This window comes from Bacillus sp. T17B1, from assembly GCF_026796395.1.
Classification (GTDB): Bacteria; Bacillota; Bacilli; order Bacillales; family Bacillaceae; genus Bacillus; species Bacillus spizizenii_A.
The window spans coordinates 24,468-42,324 of record NZ_JALAYA010000014.1 but is presented as its reverse complement, the minus strand read 5'-3'; the positions used below and the strand labels follow the sequence as shown (position 1 = coordinate 42,324).

20 protein-coding genes and 1 pseudogene are annotated in these 17,857 nt (G+C 46.5%); 18 read left to right on the top strand and 3 right to left on the bottom strand.

What is annotated here, in order from left to right; all coding sequences use genetic code 11:
- Positions 1-79 precede the first annotated feature (79 nt).
- Positions 80-328, top strand: coding sequence for a hypothetical protein (locus MOF34_RS08060; protein WP_019716122.1), 249 nt, complete (start codon positions 80-82; stop codon positions 326-328).
- A 34-nt stretch (positions 329-362) separates the two neighbouring features.
- Here MOF34_RS08060 and MOF34_RS08055 read toward each other — a convergent pair whose 3' ends face one another.
- Positions 363-1,178: a bifunctional hydroxymethylpyrimidine kinase/phosphomethylpyrimidine kinase gene (locus MOF34_RS08055; RefSeq protein ID WP_019716121.1), complete on the bottom strand. Its 816-nt coding sequence runs from the start codon at positions 1,176-1,178 to the stop codon at positions 363-365.
- Positions 1,179-1,321: 143 nt separating this feature from the next.
- On the opposite strand from MOF34_RS08055, the gene MOF34_RS08050 reads away from it, so the two are divergent.
- The 5 genes and pseudogenes from MOF34_RS08050 (at position 1,322) to MOF34_RS08030 (ending at position 4,457) form a co-directional block, all read left to right on the top strand.
- Complete coding sequence (locus tag MOF34_RS08050; protein WP_268399663.1) at positions 1,322-1,660, top strand: PadR family transcriptional regulator; 339 nt, start codon at positions 1,322-1,324, stop codon at positions 1,658-1,660.
- Positions 1,653-2,288, top strand: a complete 636-nt coding sequence (locus tag MOF34_RS08045; RefSeq protein WP_268399661.1) for a permease prefix domain 1-containing protein — start codon at positions 1,653-1,655, stop codon at positions 2,286-2,288. The genes MOF34_RS08050 and MOF34_RS08045 overlap by 8 nt, the downstream gene beginning before the upstream one ends.
- Positions 2,289-2,335: 47 nt before the next feature.
- Positions 2,336-2,869, top strand: a pseudogene (locus MOF34_RS08040) (hypothetical protein).
- Positions 2,870-2,958: 89 nt separating this feature from the next.
- Positions 2,959-3,765 (top strand): glycosyltransferase family 2 protein, encoded by an 807-nt coding sequence (locus tag MOF34_RS08035; RefSeq protein WP_019716117.1) that lies wholly within the window; start codon positions 2,959-2,961, stop codon positions 3,763-3,765.
- Positions 3,766-3,779: 14 nt separating this feature from the next.
- Positions 3,780-4,457 (top strand): uracil-DNA glycosylase, encoded by a 678-nt coding sequence (locus MOF34_RS08030; protein WP_268399660.1) that lies wholly within the window; start codon positions 3,780-3,782, stop codon positions 4,455-4,457.
- 26 nt (positions 4,458-4,483) lie between these two features.
- Here MOF34_RS08030 and MOF34_RS08025 read toward each other — a convergent pair whose 3' ends face one another.
- Positions 4,484-5,854: an aldehyde dehydrogenase gene (locus MOF34_RS08025; protein ID WP_268399658.1), complete on the bottom strand. Its 1,371-nt coding sequence runs from the start codon at positions 5,852-5,854 to the stop codon at positions 4,484-4,486.
- A 167-nt stretch (positions 5,855-6,021) separates the two neighbouring features.
- On the opposite strand from MOF34_RS08025, the gene MOF34_RS08020 reads away from it, so the two are divergent.
- The 3 genes from MOF34_RS08020 (at position 6,022) to MOF34_RS08010 (ending at position 8,113) form a co-directional block, all read left to right on the top strand.
- On the top strand, positions 6,022-6,339 hold the full coding sequence (locus tag MOF34_RS08020; protein ID WP_029317140.1) for a YwdI family protein: 318 nt from the start codon (positions 6,022-6,024) through the stop codon (positions 6,337-6,339).
- A gap of 18 nt (positions 6,340-6,357) precedes the next feature.
- Positions 6,358-7,680 (top strand): purine/pyrimidine permease, encoded by a 1,323-nt coding sequence (locus tag MOF34_RS08015; protein WP_268399657.1) that lies wholly within the window; start codon positions 6,358-6,360, stop codon positions 7,678-7,680.
- 61 nt (positions 7,681-7,741) lie between these two features.
- A complete protein-coding gene (locus MOF34_RS08010) occupies positions 7,742-8,113 on the top strand; it encodes a DUF423 domain-containing protein (RefSeq protein WP_268399656.1) in 372 nt (123 codons plus the stop codon).
- 43 nt (positions 8,114-8,156) lie between these two features.
- On the opposite strand, the gene gerQ is transcribed toward MOF34_RS08010, so the two are convergent.
- A complete protein-coding gene (gene gerQ, locus MOF34_RS08005) occupies positions 8,157-8,711 on the bottom strand; it encodes a spore coat protein GerQ (RefSeq protein WP_268399655.1) in 555 nt (184 codons plus the stop codon).
- Between the two features lie 319 nt (positions 8,712-9,030).
- On the opposite strand from gerQ, the gene spsA reads away from it, so the two are divergent.
- Genes spsA through rfbB form a run of 9 tightly spaced genes read left to right on the top strand, consistent with a single transcriptional unit; the run spans position 9,031 to position 17,854 of the window.
- The gene (gene spsA / locus MOF34_RS08000) at positions 9,031-9,801 is read left to right on the top strand and encodes a spore coat dTDP-glycosyltransferase SpsA (RefSeq protein WP_268399653.1); all 771 of its coding nucleotides are present in this window, start codon (positions 9,031-9,033) and stop codon (positions 9,799-9,801) included.
- A 4-nt stretch (positions 9,802-9,805) separates the two neighbouring features.
- Positions 9,806-11,230: a CDP-glycerol glycerophosphotransferase family protein gene (locus MOF34_RS07995; protein WP_268399652.1), complete on the top strand. Its 1,425-nt coding sequence runs from the start codon at positions 9,806-9,808 to the stop codon at positions 11,228-11,230.
- A 20-nt stretch (positions 11,231-11,250) separates the two neighbouring features.
- Complete coding sequence (locus MOF34_RS07990) at positions 11,251-12,420, top strand: DegT/DnrJ/EryC1/StrS family aminotransferase (protein WP_268399651.1); 1,170 nt, start codon at positions 11,251-11,253, stop codon at positions 12,418-12,420.
- A complete protein-coding gene (locus tag MOF34_RS07985; RefSeq protein WP_268399649.1) occupies positions 12,421-13,290 on the top strand; it encodes a GNAT family N-acetyltransferase in 870 nt (289 codons plus the stop codon). It abuts the gene before it with no gap.
- Positions 13,290-14,411, top strand: coding sequence for an N-acetylneuraminate synthase family protein (locus MOF34_RS07980; protein WP_019716107.1), 1,122 nt, complete (start codon positions 13,290-13,292; stop codon positions 14,409-14,411). Before MOF34_RS07985 ends, MOF34_RS07980 begins: the two co-directional genes overlap by 1 nt.
- On the top strand, positions 14,404-15,123 hold the full coding sequence (locus MOF34_RS07975; RefSeq protein ID WP_268399646.1) for a cytidylyltransferase domain-containing protein: 720 nt from the start codon (positions 14,404-14,406) through the stop codon (positions 15,121-15,123). Before MOF34_RS07980 ends, MOF34_RS07975 begins: the two co-directional genes overlap by 8 nt.
- A 2-nt stretch (positions 15,124-15,125) precedes the next feature.
- Complete coding sequence (locus MOF34_RS07970; RefSeq protein WP_268399645.1) at positions 15,126-16,154, top strand: PseG/SpsG family protein; 1,029 nt, start codon at positions 15,126-15,128, stop codon at positions 16,152-16,154.
- Positions 16,155-16,166: 12 nt separating this feature from the next.
- Positions 16,167-16,907 (top strand): sugar phosphate nucleotidyltransferase, encoded by a 741-nt coding sequence (locus tag MOF34_RS07965; RefSeq protein ID WP_019716104.1) that lies wholly within the window; start codon positions 16,167-16,169, stop codon positions 16,905-16,907.
- The gene (gene rfbB / locus MOF34_RS07960; RefSeq protein ID WP_268399642.1) at positions 16,907-17,854 is read left to right on the top strand and encodes a dTDP-glucose 4,6-dehydratase; all 948 of its coding nucleotides are present in this window, start codon (positions 16,907-16,909) and stop codon (positions 17,852-17,854) included. The genes MOF34_RS07965 and rfbB overlap by 1 nt, the downstream gene beginning before the upstream one ends.
- Positions 17,855-17,857: the final 3 nt, after the last annotated feature.

Below are 17,857 nucleotides of genomic sequence, written 5' to 3'. Positions count from 1 at the left end.
TTCTTATGTGAAAGCTGTGCCATCTGTGCTATTCTTCAACGATAACCTACTATTTTTTTCTGTAAAAGGAGTTGTTTTCTTGAATATACATGAACAGAAGATAACACCGGAATGTTTGGAAAAGGCTGCGGACCAAGTTGAAGATAAGCGGGAAGAATATAAGGATGTACTGCTTCAGCTGAAAAAAATGCTTGGCGGGACAACACCGCATAGTGAAACGGCAGAAATTCTTTCGCGAGCATATGAGCAAATGAAGGAATATGCACTTTTTATTCAGTCGATTGAAGCATTTTTGAGGAAATCTGCGAACAATTTAAAAGTCAAATAAACAGGCTGCCTCTGTGTAAGGCAGCCTGTTTTGTTTATGATTGTTTATTCAGGCGTAGCGCAGAATGCTTCGTAGGTCCTACATACTGGTTTAGCGGGAAGGATTCTTTAATGGCAGCAGTAATGAATTCTTTCGCTGCGTAAATGGCTTCTTTAACTTCTGCGCCTTTGGCGAGCTCCGCTGTCACTGCTGCTGAGAAGGTACAGCCTGCGCCATGTGTATAAGGTGTATTGATCATTTCGCTTTCAAGGACTTCCGCGGTTTCTCCGTCATAGAGAACATCAACGGCTTTTTCGTGTTTAAGTTTGCCCCCGCCGGTAATAACAACATATTGAGCGCCGAGTGCGTGAATTTTTTTCGCGGCTTCAATCATATCGTCAACTGTTTTTAATTCATCCATGCCGCTGAGTTGGCTGGCTTCAAACAGATTCGGCGTAATGACAGTGGCTAGCGGCGCTAGTTGTTCACGCAGGGCTTGGGCGTGCTCCGGATAAAGGACTTCATTAGCTCCTTTACAAACCATGACCGGGTCAATGACCACATTTTTTAATTGTTTTTCTTTGATCGTTTTTGCCGCAAGCTCAATAATATCAACGGTTGGCAGCATTCCTGTTTTCATGGCGTCCACTCCGATGCCGTCCGTAATCGTTGCCAGCTGGGCGCGAATTGTATCAGTATCGATCGGGAACACTTGATGGTCCCAGCTGTTGTTCGGGTCCATCGCAACGACCACCGTTAAAGCGGTCATCCCGTATACGTTTTTTTCTTGAAATGTTTTTAAATCAGCTTGAATCCCAGCACCGCCGCTGGAATCTGAGCCGGCAATGGTGAGCGCTTTATGCATAGACATGTCTTGTACCTCCATCATGTTTTGTCTTTCATTATAGTTAGATTTCCTCTGTATCACAATATAGAAGAACGATAGGAATCATTTGACAATATCAAGAGGTCTTCGTAAAATGCTACATAAGATTACTAGGTAGGGTGGTTGTGATGTTAAATCGTGAGCTGGTGAAGGGCAGCACTGTTATATTGGTATTGTCGCTTCTGAACGAGCGGCCGATGTACGGCTATGAGCTTGTAAAAGAAATGGGAAGCCGCAGCGGAAATGAACTGCAGATGAAAGAAGGGACCTTGTATCCTTCTCTTCACAAGCTTGAACGCCAAGGGTTAATTTCTTCATATTGGAAGAAGCAGGAGAAAGGGCCTGACCGTAAATATTACCGGATTACAGATGAAGGCCAAGAGGTACTGGTGGAACGTACGAAGGAATGGAGCGTATTTTCCGCTATGATGGACCGAATGCTGAAACGGGGCGGGCAGAATGGATAAAGAAACGTATTTATCTGAAATCAAAAACGGGCTTAAGAAGCTCCCTGAAGGCGAGGCAGTAATAGAAGAGATTGAGAGCCATATTGAACACCATTTGTTCCACTCTTTTCAGGAAGGGAAGAGTGAGGCGGAAGCCATGCAGACGTTATTACATGATTTCGGGACGCCTGCTGACATTGTTCATTCGTTTAAAAAAGAACAGCCTGTAACGTTCCGTTCGTTTTTGATGTTCCATCTTTTCTGTAACAGCGCACAACTCGCTGTTGGCATTGCGATTACAATAATGCATGTATGGTTTGAATCACCGATTGTTCATGCGGTATGGAAAGGCCTTTCTGTTTCTGTATGGCTGATCTTAGCTATATATGTCATCTACTGGATGCTGATTGGGTATCAAGGAGTGAGGGAGTTTGGTAAACGCGGAGAACAGCTTGTTTTATATACGATTCTGATCTCAATGGTGCCAAACATCATTTTTATGCTTATATTTCTGTTCAATGTCATTCCTGCTGCACTGTTTGAATCCTTGCTGACACCTGGGTTTGTTGGAACTTGTGCTTGTGCAACGCTGTTATTTCCGTTATTTGGCCAAATGGGGTGTTATATTGGCAGGCGTCAGCTTGCCTGATTTTTTAGGTGCATACATAGGATTACTATGTAAGGATGGTGTTTGTTGTGAAGCTTAACTCTTGTTTGTATGGTTTTGTAGCTCATGGAGCAGTATTTTTACTTACTGGCGGCTGTATGCTCTTGGCTATGGCAGCCAGCTTGCCTATCGTTTTTCTGTTTGATTGGCTGCCTGATGTTGTACTTACAGCCGGTGCTATTCTTTTTCTGTTATGTTCATATGCTTACGTATGATTTTTGGCAGTCAGGTTTGCATATAATCAGAAAATGCGCCTGTTTGATGTTCAATTAGGGTCCTTTGTGTTGCTGGCCTTCATGGTATCTTTGTATTTACTAGATGGATCAAGTATGACAGACATAGTAAGGAAATGGGACGATGGAGGCTGTGCTTTTGTTCCGCCGGCTTTTTCATTCTTATGCTTTACTTATGCGCTGGTGCTGCTGCCGGTCTATCAATCTAAGCTGTGGCATCTGATCCTTCCGAATGGCGTCCGCCTGAAAGATTTCTTTCATGTCTTTGGAGATCTGACACTGATCATGGTGCTACTGATCGGTGCCACTTTACTGTTTCTATCATTCTAGTTTGCCGTTTCGGTAGGATATTCCCACTGATCTCCTGTTCAATATATGTTTTAATAGTACATGACTATGAAAATGAGAAGGAGAGCATCATGAAAATTTCTATTGTAATTGTGACCTATAATCGGATTCCGGCTTTGTGTGAGCTTCTGGAGTCGATTTCGCAGCAGACCTTGAAGCCGTATGAAATTATTATTGTAAATGATGCCGGGGAATCGGTCGTGCCGGTCAAAGCACTGTATCGGGAGCTTCCGATTGCCGTCATCAATTTAGAAAAGAACTCGGGGCATGTGGCTGCGAGAAATGCTGGTGTAAAAGAGGCATCTGGCGATTGCATTATGCTTTGTGATGACGATGATTTCTTTACACCGGGGCATGTGGAGAGAATGGCGAAGGAAATAGAAACGGCAGATTTTGTTCATTCTGATGCGGAAATTGTCTCGTTTGAAGAGAAAAATGGAACAAGATATCCAGTTTCGCGGAAGCTGTTTGCTTATACCGCTGACTACGAGGATATGAGAGTGTTCTCTACATACGTGCCGTCGGGCAGCATGTACAGACGTTTTCTGCATGATGAAATCGGGTATTTCGATGCTGATGTGCACAATTATTGGGATTGGGATTTTTATTTGCGCGCGGCGAAGGAGTACCGGGTAAAGCGTGTCCCTTGTGCGAGTGTGATTTATGCATTCAGTGACGCGGGAGACAATCAGTCCGCGGACCTTGGCGCTAAACGGAAACAATATTTGGATCGTTTAAGTGAAAAGCACGGACTCGGGGAACTGCCGACGAAAAACTTTGCCGTCCTGCTTGAAGAGCCTGAGATGAAAAGACGGGAAGCACAAAGTGAGATCGTTTGGGATGGCGAACCTGTCTATTCCAGACTTCATCGTTCGTGAGGGAGGCCTGAACCTTGAAACAGCTTTTACAGGACAGCTGGTGGAATCAGCTGAAGGAAGAGTTTGAAAAACCATATTATCATGAGCTTAGAGAAATGCTGAAGAGGGAATACGCGGAGCAAACGATTTATCCGGACAGCCGGGATATTTTTAATGCGCTGCATTATACCCCGTACGATGATGTCAAGGTCGTCATTCTCGGCCAAGATCCGTATCACGGGCCGGGACAGGCTCAAGGTTTAAGCTTCTCCGTAAAGCCGGGTGTGAAGCAGCCGCCTTCATTAAAAAATATCTTTCTGGAGCTGCAGCAGGACATCGGTTGCAGCATCCCGAATCACGGATCGCTTGTCAGCTGGGCAAAACAAGGGGTTCTATTGCTGAATACTGTGCTGACAGTAAGGTGCGGACAGGCGAATTCCCATAAGGGAAAAGGCTGGGAGCATCTGACGGACAGGGTTATTGATGTTCTGAATGAAAGAGAGCGGCCGGTTGTCTTTATTTTGTGGGGGCGGCATGCTCAAATGAAAAAAGAACGGATCAACACGTCCAAACATTTTATCATTGAATCTACGCATCCCAGCCCGTTCTCTGCAAGAAACGGATTTTTCGGGAGCAGGCCGTTCTCCCGGGCGAATGCGTGCTTGGAGAAAATGGGAAAGGCCCCGATTGATTGGTGTATACCAGATTTGTAAAAAAAAGCGCAGGTGTTCTGCGCTTTTTATTTAAGTACTTTCCGAATCATTCTCAGCCCGTTTTTGGAGGAAGGATAACGAAATGAGAAGTCGAAGCGGTTCGTTTGTTTGACGACGCTTTTTTTGTGCGTAAATGTGTTGAAACTGTCAAACCCGTGATAGCTGCCGATGCCGCTTTCTCCGACGCCGCCGAATGGCAAATACGGTGTCGCGACGTGCATTAATGTATCATTGACACAGCCTCCGCCAAACGACAGGTTTTCTAAAACTGCCCGCTCGATTTCTTTATGTGTGGTGAAGACATACAGAGCGAGCGGCTTTGGGCGTGATTGGACTTTCTCAATGACTTCGCTGATATCGCTGTATGTAAAGAGTGGAAGAATCGGCCCGAAAATCTCCTCCTGCATTACTGAAGAGTCATCCTTCACTTGCTCAAGAATCGTCGGCGCTATTTTGTAGTGTTCAGAATCAAACTGTCCGCCTGTGAGCGGGACGCCATCATTCAGAAAGTTGAGCAGCCGCTGATAGTGGCGCTCACTGACGATTTTGCCGTACTGCGGATTACGTTCGGGCTGAGGGCCGTAAAATGTAATGATTGCACGTTTCATTTCTTCTATGAGCTTGTTTTTGACGTCTTCGTGGACAAATAAATAATCCGGTGCGATGCAGGTTTGTCCTGCATTCGTGAATTTCCCGAAGATAATGCGTTTGGCGGCAAGCCGTATGTCAGCATCCCTATGGACAATGCACGGGCTTTTGCCGCCGAGCTCCAAGGTAACGGGAATTAATTGTTTGGCGGCAGCCTCCATGACGATTTTTCCCACGGCAACGCTGCCGGTAAAGAAAATATAGTCAAAGGGCTGCTGTAATAATGCTGTGCTGACGTCAGGCCCGCCTTCCGCCATAGCGACATAATCATTCGGAAAAACGCTGCTAATGAGCTTGGAAAGAACGGCCGAAACAGCCGGCGTATATTCTGAAGGTTTGATAACGACCGTGTTCCCGGCGGCAATAGCTCCAATCAAGGGAGATAGCGCCAGCTGCAGGGGATAATTCCAAGGTGCAATCACCAAAACGGTTCCATACGGCTCAGGGATGATGATGCTTTTGGAGCCTAGATGAGTCAGCGGCGTTTTGACTCGTTTCGGTCTGATCCATTTCCCCAGCCGTTTCATCACAAAGCTGATTTCCTCCAACACAATTCCAATTTCTGTCGTGTACGCCTCCTGTTCAGATTTGTGGAGATCCTGATAGAGAGCGGCTGTTAAATCGGCTTCATGTGTTTTAATCGCTTGTTTCAGCTTTTGCAAAATATCCAGTCTCGATTCAAGCGGTCTCGTATGCCCCGCGGCAAAATAGGCTTTATGCTTGCTGACGATAATGGGGATGCTGTTCATTCCGTCGCTCCTTTTTTGTAAGGTATGGTGATTTATTATGTGAAAAATCTCTTCTGCTTGTCAAATGCGTAAGGTTTGTCAGAAAAAATAACAAACTCTTATCTGCGCTTGGGGCAGGAATTTGATAAAATGCAGGAAGACGACATTTATTTTTTGGAGGGTTCTTGATGAACATTCATATATCTGCTTTGATTCAAAAGATGGAAGAGGAGCTGAAAAAGGCAAAGACAGCTGAACGGGATGAGGAGCTGAAGCGTTACGTAGCAGTTGTCCGTTCTTTGTGTGACGTCGTGCTGGATCAGCCGGAGACCGCGAGCGCGCCCCGCATACAGCCAAGCAGCACGCCGAGTCCTGCCGCACCGCCATCAGCAGACCAGCTGATGATGGAAAAAATGATGGGAAGCGCGGGATTAAACAAATATCGAAAGCAGGAAAAAGAGAAGCAGGAAGAGGACGGAAACGGAGAGTCTCTATTTGATTTTTAATGAGAAAGGTTGAGCTACGTGAAATTGGTTCTTGGTGCGCTGCAATGGACAGCGTTTATCATTGCTGCGGCGATTGTTGTTCCGGTGGCGGTTGCCCAGTCGTTTCATCTGAATCACTCTGATTCTGCGAGATTGATCCAAAGCACTTTTTTTGTCCTGGGAATTGCCGCCGTCATTCAGTGTGTGAAAGGCCACAGACTGCCGATCAATGAAAGCCCCGCGGGCTTGTGGTGGGGAGTGTATACAATTTACGCCGGGCTGACGGGAACTGTGTTTGCGACATATGGGGACACACTGCGCGGTTTGCAGGGCGCTCTTCTTGTAAGCGCTGTATGTTTCTTTTTGTTAAGTGTCTTCAAGGTCATTGACCGGCTTGCCGCCTTGTTTACCCCGGTTGTAACTGGCGTCTATTTATTGCTGCTTGTGATGCAGCTGAGTCAGCCCATCATAAAAGGGATTCTCGGAATCGGCTATCGTAAGGACAGTGTGGACGGTCTTGTTTTTGGCTTGGCACTTGTTGTTGTTGCTGCTGCCTTTATAATGACAAATTCGAACATCATGTTTTTCAAGCAGTATTCCATTCTATTGGCCCTGTTTGGCGGGTGGGTGCTGTTTGCGGCTGCCGGAGCGGCAAAGCCGATTGAATTGCCGGATCGTTTGTTTCAGCTGCCTTCTCTGTTTCCTTTTGGCACCCCGGTATTTAACAGCGGACTGATCATTACATCCATTTTTATTACCATCTTGCTGATCGTAAATATGCTGGCGAGCATGAAGGTTGTGAACATCGCTGTGAAAAAATTCGGCAAACAGCCGGATGAACGGCATCATGAACGACATGCCGGTTTTGCCGCCTCATTCAGCCATCTGCTGAGCGGTTTGACTGGAGCCATTGCCCCGGTTCCGATTTCGGGAGCCGCAGGTTTTATTGAGACGACGAAAATGTCTTCTAAAAAACCGTTTATGATTGGCAGTATATTGGTTGTCGTGATCAGCGTGATCCCGTTTTTTATGAATGCGTTTGCGAGCCTTCCGTCACCCGTTGGATTTGCGGTAAACTTTGTTGTGTTCTCCGCCATGGGAGGTCTGGCCTTTGCAGAATTTGATTCATATGAGAAAGCAGAACTGAAAAGGGTGCGGTCTGTAATCGGCATCTCGCTGCTAACAGGGGTCGGTATCATGTTTGTTCCTGAAACTGCATTAAAGGGATTGCATCCGGTATGTATTTCTTTGTTAAGCAACGGGCTCGTATTAGGGACGCTTGCTGCGATAGCAGCAGACCAGTTTCAGCTTTGGCGCAGAAGAAAATCCGACAATCTCGTGTCATCGGGGAACAAACGTTGAATTTTAGTACAGCTGCGATAAGATAAATAATATGAGTTTAACGAAAAGGCGGGAGAGACAGATGAAAGTTTTTATCATACTAGGAGCCATTAACGCTCTGCTTGCCGTGGGACTCGGTGCATTTGGCGCTCACGGATTAGAAGGGAAAATTCCTGATAAATATCTTCAGGTTTGGCACACAGGCGTGCAGTATCATATGTATCATGCCCTTGGACTTTTCGTTGTCGCGTTTCTTGCCGATAAATTATCCGGCATCGGCAGTATCACGACAGCTGGCTGGCTGATGTTCGCGGGAATTGTGCTGTTTTCCGGAAGCTTATATATTCTTAGTGTGACGCAAGTCTCCATTCTTGGGGCTATTACCCCGCTCGGCGGTGTGGCGTTTATTATTTCTTGGATTATGATCGTTGTCGCAGCCGTCAAATATCTATAAACAAAAAAGCCAATCCTCATGATATGAGTGATTGGCTTTTTCTTTATCTTGGCGAATAGGAAGACATGGAGTATGGATACGTATACGCAATTTCTTCATCAAATGTAACGTAATCGAGGTAGATTGTCAGTAGCAGATAGCGTGTTCCTGATTTCGGGTCGCTGAGGATAATGTGATCCCGTCCCGCAGCCTCAATGACGCCGCGAAAGATCTTCGAGCCCCATTCTTTGCTGTTTTCAAATGTCATATAAATGGTGGCCGTTTTTCCCCGGTTTAGGCGTAAAATATTCTCAATGTAAGATTCCTCAACAGGCAGCATGCCGGGAACGTTTTGGCCCGGCGCTGATGATGTCGGGCCCGAGGGAATTTGAAACCCGCCGCCCTGCTGCTGGCCCGGGAAGCCGAAGCCCTGCTGTCCTTGTTGTCCTTGTTGTCCTTGCTGCCCCTGCTGCATGGGCATCATTGGCTGCATCCCCATCATCTGCATTTGTCCGCCTTGGCCTTGCTGCGGGTACGGATTGGCGCCGTACTGAGGCTGATACCCCTGGATATTATCAAATCCCTGCATTGGCTGATACTGATTTTTTTTCGGTTTCATATCGTTCCTCCTTTTTATGAAAACCAATCAAAACATGTTCCGGATGTATAGATGAACGCTCCGCGATGACTCACCTCCGATAGAAAACGATCTTAGTCGCTGGTGCGATTTTTATCTCTTTCACCTTATGAGGCAGATGCTTGGAATATGCGGAAAAAGAGCAGCAGACGGCACAGGTTTTGATCCAGGCAGCTGCTGTTTCTTATTTAGACATACACAAACTTTTCGATATTGGTTTGTACCCCTAGCGCAACTTGCGCATAAGCAACATAAGATACGTTAGGTTCAGGTGTGAAGTTTCAAGAAGGAGGTGTAGGGTTTGCCGAAAGTATCAGTCATTATGACAAGCTTTAACAAAAGCGATTATGTGGCAAAGTCCATTTCTAGCATACTCTCACAAACGTTTTCAGATTTTGAATTGTTTATTATGGATGACAACTCCAATGAAGAGACGCTGAATGTCATCCGTCCTTTTTTGAATGATAACCGAGTGCGTTTTTATCAAAGTGATGTATCTGGAGTAAAGGAAAGAACGGAAAAAACGAGGTACGCGGCGCTGATCAATCAGGCACTTGAGATGGCGGAAGGTGAATATATCACTTATGCAACGGATGACAACATCTATATGCCGGACCGGCTCCTGAAAATGGTGCGAGAGCTCGATGCCCATCCTGAAAAGGCTGTGATTTACTCAGCCTCCAAAACCTATCATTTAAACGAGAATGGCGGCATTGTAAAAGAAACTGCCAGACCTGCCGCTCAAGTGACATGGAACGCGCCGTGCGCCATCGATCATTGCTCGGTGATGCATAGGTGTTCTGTGCTTGAGAAGGTAAAGGAGAAGTTTGGCTCGTATTGGGATGAAAGCCCGGCGTTTTACCGGATCGGTGATGCCCGGTTCTTTTGGAGGGTCAATCATTTTTATCCGTTTTATCCGCTTGCAGAGGAGCTTGATCTGAATTATATTACCGACCAATCGATTCACTTTCAGCTGTTTGAAGCAGAAAAAAATGAATTCGTCCGGAACCTTCCTCCGCAGCGCAATTGCCGCGAGCTGCGTGAATCATTAAAAAAGCTTGGGATGAGGTGAGAGCTTGTCGGCCTATTTAAGCAATTATTGGGTGCTGTACCGGAAGTATGTAGAGCTTTTTGACAGACTGCGCTACAAGGAGATTCCACTTGGACTTATCAGTAATTTTTATCAATACATCAGCCCTGAGCTGAGGGTAATGATGGAAGAAGAGCCAGAGTTATTCGGAGCGGTGGACCAGTATATTGATGAAGAGCAGATTCAACCGTTTTTTGAAGAAAAAATACAAAATATCGGTAAAACAAATGACAAACCTGTTAAGGGAAAAGTCATTTTGCACTTTGATTACCTGCGTTTTTCAACTGAAAATTACCAGCAATTTAATCCGGGGAAAACAGCGGTCTTGGCAAAATGGAGCCTGCCGGATTATTGCGGGCTGCCTGTCATCTGTAAGCGTGATCTTGCAGAGTCAGGCCAAAAAGGCGATCCGAAGCCTTATGTTAAAAAGGCCATGTCAATTTTATCCGCATTTGACGATCATCCGGCATTCGGAGATCAGGCGTTTCGTGATCGGCTTTGCAAGGATATTCCTTTATTTATGGAAGCCATTGATGCGGTCGAAGCCTTGTTTGCCAAAGAGAAGATTTCTGCTGTTGTCGTCGGAACGACAGAAGACATTTACAGCCGGGTGCTTGCTCTCATGTGTAGAAGAAGGGGGGCAGTCAGTATTTGTCTCCAGCATGGGGCGCTGATGGGCGATGAAGCCTTTTTGCCTATATTTACAACTTACCAGGCTGTGTTTGGCGCTTATGAAGCGGAATGGTTCAAACAAAAGGGCTGTAAGCCTGAGCAAATTCTCGTAACGGGACATCCCCGCTTCGATCAGATTTTTAATAAGCCCCCTATGGATATGTTCATGTTCTATCGAAAACTTGGATTTCATCCGTCAAAAAAAATCGTTCTCATTGCGACCCAGCCTGCTTCAGAAAATTTCTATACCGATGTGCTAAAAGGACTTTCCAATCAAAAGCAGCTGCAAATTATCATCAAACCTCATCCTTGGGAGATTGGAAAAAACAAGCTTGATCAGTATCACGCTGCGGCGAAAAAACATAAAGCATGCAGGGTCATCACAAAAGAGCTGGATCTGTATGATTTGCTGCCGTATGCTGACGTTGCAGTGACGCAAACCTCAACGGTCGGACTTGAAGCCATGCTGTTTCAAAAGCCTGTGCTAATTGGGAAATCATCCGGAAACCGCACATATTCGTATTATGAATCTCTTGGTGATTTTATGTTTGATCAGCCAGATGAACTGGTGCGCACATTGATTGAGGTTCTTCGAAGTCCCGCCGTGCATAAAAAAGCAGAAGAGGCGCGTCTGGCATTCACAAAAGCCAATTATCCGGTGGCAGAATCAACAAACGCTTTATTTACTGAACTGAAAGCCAAAACAGGGGTTGATTACAGGCGGGAAGATACTGAATAAAATGATAGGAGCGCAAAGAAATGGTGCAGAAGAGAAATCATTTTCTTCCTTACTCATTGCCACTAATCGGAAAGGAAGAAATTCAGGAGGTTACAGCAACGCTTGAATCGGGATGGCTCTCCAAAGGCCCGAAGGTTCAGCAGTTTGAAAAAGAATTTGCCGCGTTTGTCGGGGCGAAGCACGCCGTGGCGCTGAATTCATGTACCGCTGCTTTATTTTTGGCTTTGAAAGCAAAAGGAATCGGGCCGGGTGACGAGGTCATTACCTCTCCGCTTACGTTCAGCTCGACCGCCAATACGATTATTCATACAGGAGCAACGCCTGTGTTTGCGGACATTGACGAAAACACGCTCAATATTGACCCGGCAAAGCTTGAGGCGGCCGTCACACCGCGTACGAAAGCAGTTGTGCCCGTTCACTTCGGCGGGCAGTCCTGTGATATGGATACGATCTTGGCAATTGCCCAAACGCATGGCTTATTCGTGCTGGAGGATGCGGCCCATGCTGTGTATACGACGTATAAGCAAAGAATGATCGGTTCTCTCGGGGACGCGACGGCATTCAGCTTTTACGCCACTAAAAACCTGGCGACAGGGGAAGGCGGCATGCTGACGACAGACGATGAGGAGCTTGCCAATAACATCCGGGTGCTGAGCCTTCACGGCATGAGCAAAACCGCATGGAACCGTTATTCTTCAAATGGCAGCTGGTATTATGAAGTCGAATCGCCCGGCTATAAGATGAACATGTTTGATTTGCAGGCTGCTCTCGGACTTCATCAGCTGAAACGGCTGGATGATATGCAGAAACGGAGAGAAGAGATTGCCGCCCATTACCAAGCCGCTTTTCAGCAGATACCGGGGCTGATCACACCGTTTGTTCATGATGACGGCAGGCACGCCTGGCATTTATATGTTCTGCAAGTTGATGCAAAACAGGCCGGTGTCACGCGCAGCGAAATGATTACGGCATTAAAGGATGTATACAATATCGGCACAAGCGTTCATTTTATTCCGGTACACGTTCATCCGTATTATCAAAAGCAATTCGGATTTAAGGAAAAGGACTTTCCGATTTCCATGAATTATTATAAACGAACCCTGTCGCTCCCGCTCTATCCATCAATGTCCGACGAGGATGTAGATGATGTCATTGAAGCTGTGCGGGATATTGTAAAAGGGGCTGGTTAAGTGTACACGGTAAAAGAAAATGTCGCCAAAGAGGAGATTGAGAATTTTCTCCAAAGCAGGCAGCTTACACTGGACGTTCCGTATCAATTTTCTCTCGGCCTTTTTGAAAACAGCAGGCTCCAAGGCGTCTTGCTTTACGAAAATTCTTTGTGGGAAAGCCAGATGCTTCAGAAGAAAGTTATGAACGTCAAACTTCTTGCGGCAAACAGCGCCGGGCAGCTGAAGAGTCTGTTTGAAGCTTTTTATTCTGTGCGCCAAATGGATGAAACGGATTTTATCTTTGTTCGTGTTCCGGCTGAAGATATCAGAGCCACGCATGTGATACAGCAGCAGCCATCCTCTTACTTTGTCGGCAGTTTGCTGAAGCTGGCGAAGCCCCCGTCTTTTTATGATAAAACAGCGCCGTTTTTTGAACTGGGCCCGCCTGAGCCTGGAGACACAGAAGCGATATGTGAGCTGGCCCGAGACTCGTTTACAAAAAGCAGATATTTTCAAGATCCTCATCTCAGCAATGAAGCAGCAAACAAAATTTTTCAGGAGTGGACACGAAACAACCTGAATGGAAGGGCGGCTATAAACATTGCCGCTAAGCATAATGGCGAGGTCATCGGCTATCTTCAGGGCTTATTAAGAGAAGATGAATGTATTCTCGATTTGATGGCTGTGAAGCCGGGATTTGAAGGAAAACGTATCGCGTTTCATTTATTGGCGAATTTCATAGAACAACCAGAGACCCAGAAGCATAAAACGGTAACAGCGGGGACGCAGCTTCACAATGTAAGGGCGATCCGCCTTTATGAAAGAATGGGCTTCACCGCTGAACAATCATATTATTATTATCATATTTGGCCGGGCAAGGAGGCGAAATAATGGCAGAGTTTCAGATCGCGGATAAAACTCTAGGCAAAGACGCGCCTGTATTTATTATTGCCGAGGCGGGAATTAATCATGATGGAAAGCTTGATCAGGCATTTGCGCTGATTGATGCAGCAGCAGAAGCTGGAGCGGATGCTGTGAAATTTCAAATGTTCCAGGCTGATAAGATGTACCAGAAAGATCCTGGTTTGTACAAAACAGCGGCGGGTAAGGATGTCTCTATTTTTTCTTTAGTGCAATCAATGGAAATGCCGGCTGAGTGGATTTCACCGCTATTGGATTACTGCCGCGAAAAGCAGGTGATTTTTTTAAGCACAGTATGTGACGAAGGGTCAGCCGACCTGCTTCAGTCCACCTCGCCGAGCGCTTTTAAAATCGCATCCTATGAAATTAACCATCTTCCGCTGCTCAAATATGTCGCCCGTATGAACAGGCCGATGATATTCTCGACAGCCGGAGCGGAAATTTCTGACATTCACGAAGCTTGGAGCACCATCAGGGCGGAGGGCAACGATCAAATTGCCATTATGCATTGTGTGGCGAAATACCCTGCACCGGTGGAGTACAGCAACCTCAGCGTCATTCCGATGCTTGCCGCCGCTTTTCCTGAGGCGGTAATCGGCTTCTCTGATCATAGCGAGCATCCGACAGAAGCGCCGTGTGCCGCGGTTCGGCTCGGAGCAAGACTGATAGAAAAGCATTTTACGATTGATAAAAACCTGCCGGGCGCCGACCACTCGTTTGCGTTAAATCCGGATGAATTGAAAGAAATGGTCGAAAGCATCAGGAAAACAGAGGCCGAGATGAAACAAGGAATCAGGAAGCCGGTTTCTGAAAAACTGCTTGGCAGTTCATACAAAACAACGACCGCCATCGAAGGAGAAATTCGAAGTTTTGCATACAGAGGAATTTTTACAACGGCTCCGATTCAAAAAGGTGAAGCTTTTAGTGAAGACAATATTGCAGTGCTTCGCCCCGGGCAAAAGCCGCAGGGGATGCACCCGAGATTTTTTGAGCTGCTGACCGGCGGCGTTCGGGCTGTAAGAGACATTCCGGTCGACACAGGCATTGTTTGGGATGACATTTTATTGAAAGACAGCCCGTTTCATGAATGACATTCTCTTTATCATTCAAGCCAGAATGGGTTCTACACGGCTTCCGGGAAAAGTGCTGCGTCGGCTCGGATCCAATCGCTTACTCGATATAATCGTTCACCGTGTCCGGCAAAGCGCGTTTTATCAAATGGATCAAGATAATCTTGTCATCGCCACGTCCGATATAGAAACTGACGACATATTAGAGGCACACTGTATTAAACATGGCTTTCGCGTTTTTCGCGGCAGCGAGGAACGTGTTCTCGACAGGTTTGTGAAGGTCATTGAGGCTGTCAAACCGACAGTTTTCATCCGGTTGATAGGTGAAAATCCGTTTGTTGATCCGGAGCTTCTCGATATGATGATGAAGGCGCATCTTAATCAACAAGGAGCGGATTATACGTATATTTTGAATACCCCGTTAGGGATTTGTGGCGAAGCGGTCAGCGCCAAGCTGATAACAGACATCAGCCGCATTCAGGCGTTGGAGGATCAATATCAGGAGCATGTCACGTTATATGTAAGGGATCATCCAGATCTTTATCGCGTTCAGTTTTTAGAGGCACCGGAACCATTTCGCGGCCCTCAATACCGACTGACCATTGATACAGACTATGAATCGATAAAGGCCCTTTATCAAAAAGCAGGCGAGCGCCCTGATGTATCCGCCTCAGAGCTCATTAGCCTCCTGAACCGTAATCCTGATGCGGCAAACGAACGAAAGGCTGAATAGCCATGCATATTGGGATTGTCGCAGACGGGGGTTATGAAAAGGGCATGGGCCATGTTGTCCGGATGAAGAGACTTGCTGATGAACTCAAACAGTGCGGCTTGATTACGTTTTACACGAATCAGGAGTCTGAACCATTCCTTCATGAAGAGCATTGGAATGTCATCGTAAAGCCAGAGCTGCAGCAGCACGAATTTATTCTCCGGGAAATAAAAAGCAAGAAACTTGATCTGCTTTTGTTTGATATTCTAGGCGCACCCGTTGAGCTGTTAAAGAAAATAAAGGCGGAAACAGATGCAAAAATTGTACTTTTTGAAGAGAAAAACGCCAAAGCGATTCAACAAAGTGACGCAGTCATCAACGGAATTTACGGCGATATCAGAAGCAGGGTGTACGATCAGGGAAACACCCGCATCTATGAGGGGCCGGATTATCTTATTCTTCACCCCGCCTTCCAAACCGCAAGAAATGATTACACACTTAAGAGAAAATGCCGCAATATCGTTGTTGCATTAGGAGGAAGTGATCCGAAGCAGCTAGTTTTTAAAGTGTTGGCTGCAGCCGGCCATGTCCCCGCCATGAAAGACAAAAACATGATGTTTGTGATGGGGAGCGCTTCACCGCATCAGGACGCGGTTCGAAGGCAGATTCAAAAGAAGCCGCAGTACACGGTGATCGGGCAAACTAATGATATGGCGGGTATGTTGAAACAAGCGGATGCAGCCATTGTCGCCGGCGGCATCTCCCTGTACGAAGCCATCTGCATCGGCGTGCCGTGCCTAGTTCTTTCTCAGGTTGAGCACCAAACGGCAACAGCCAAAACATTTGCTGAGCTAGGCGCCGCTCTTGATCTTGGCTTGGGAGAGCTTGTATCGAATGAAACGCTTACCTATCAGATATCACGGATCATCAGCAGTTATCCTCTTCGCCTTTCTTTACACAAGGCAGGAAGGCCGCTCGTGGATGGCAAAGGCATCAAGCGGGTATCAGCGATTCTTAAAGATTTGTATGATCAAGATATAAAAAACATGTAAGGAAGTGTTAATGTGAAAGGTGTTATTTTAGCCGGTGGAAACGGCTCACGCCTTATGCCCTTAACCAAGGCCGTTAACAAGCATTTGCTTCCTGTAGGCCCTTATCCGATGATTTACTGGTCGGTCATGAAGCTGGAGGAAGCCGGTATAAATGATATTTTGCTCATTAGCCAAAAAGAGCATATGCCGCAATTTTATAAACTGCTTGGGGACGGGGAAGAGCTTGGCGTCACAATCACTTATCAGGTTCAGCCAGCCGCATCAGGCATTTCGGATGGGCTGTCTTATGCAAAACGCTTTACGAAAAAAGAGCCTTTCATTTTATTATTAGGTGATAATATATTCGAAGATTCATTAAAGCCTTTTAAGGAGCGTTTTGAACAGCAGGGAAAAGGAGCAAAGGTGCTGCTGAAAGAAGTTGATGATCCGGAACGCTTCGGGATTGCTGAGATTGATGAGAAAAACAAGCGGATTCGTTCTATTATCGAGAAGCCCGCACACCCGACGACCAACCTTTGTGTAACCGGCATTTATATGTATGATGCGGAAGTATTTTCGTATATTGAACAAATATCACCGTCGAAGCGCGGAGAGCTGGAAATTACCGATGTGAATAATCTATACATCGAAAACAGCCAGCTTACGTATGATGTGTTATCAGGCTGGTGGGTCGATGCAGGAACTCACGAATCGCTTCATCTCGCCTCTCAGCTTGTACATCAGGCTCTACAGAAGGGACAGGACGAAAAGTGATGGCAAAATCATATTTAATTACGGGCGGGGCCGGCTTCATCGGGCTCACGTTTACAAAGCTCATGCTGAAGGAAACGGATGCACGCATTACCGTTTTAGATAAATTGACGTACGCCAGCCACCCGGAGGAAATGGAAAAACTAAAGGCAAACAGCCGATTTCGCTTTGTAAAAGGGGATATCAGCGTTCAGGAGGATATCGATCGGGCGTTTGATGAGATCTATGACGGCGTGATTCACTTCGCTGCGGAATCGCATGTGGACAGAAGCATTTCCCAAGCGGAGCCGTTTATCACCACAAATGTCATGGGGACATACCGATTGGCGGAAGCGGTCTTGCAGGGAAAAGCCAAGAAGCTGATTCATATTTCAACAGATGAGGTGTACGGAGATTTAGAAGCGGATGATCCCGCATTTACTGAAACGACGCCGCTTTCTCCTAATAACCCATACTCTGCCAGCAAAGCAAGCTCTGATTTGCTCGTGTTATCGTATGTGAAAACCCACAAGCTTCCGGCCATTATTACAAGATGCAGCAACAATTACGGCCCCTACCAGCACAGCGAAAAAATGATTCCGACGATTATCCGACATGCGAAGCAAGGTCTACCGGTTCCGCTGTACGGTGATGGGCATCAGATCCGAGACTGGTTGTTTGCGGAGGACCATTGCCGCGCCATCAAGCTGATTTTAGAAAAAGGAACCGACGGTGAGGTGTATAACATCGGCGGCGGAAATGAACGCACGAATAAAGAGCTGGCGAGCATCATCATGAAGCATCTGGGCTGTGAGGAATTGTTCGCCCACGTGGAAGACCGAAAAGGGCATGACCGGCGCTATGCGATCAATGCATCAAAGCTGAAAAACGAACTGGGCTGGCGGCAGGAAGTGCCGTTTGAAGAAGGCATTGAACGTACGATTCGCTGGTATACAGACAATGACCGATGAGAA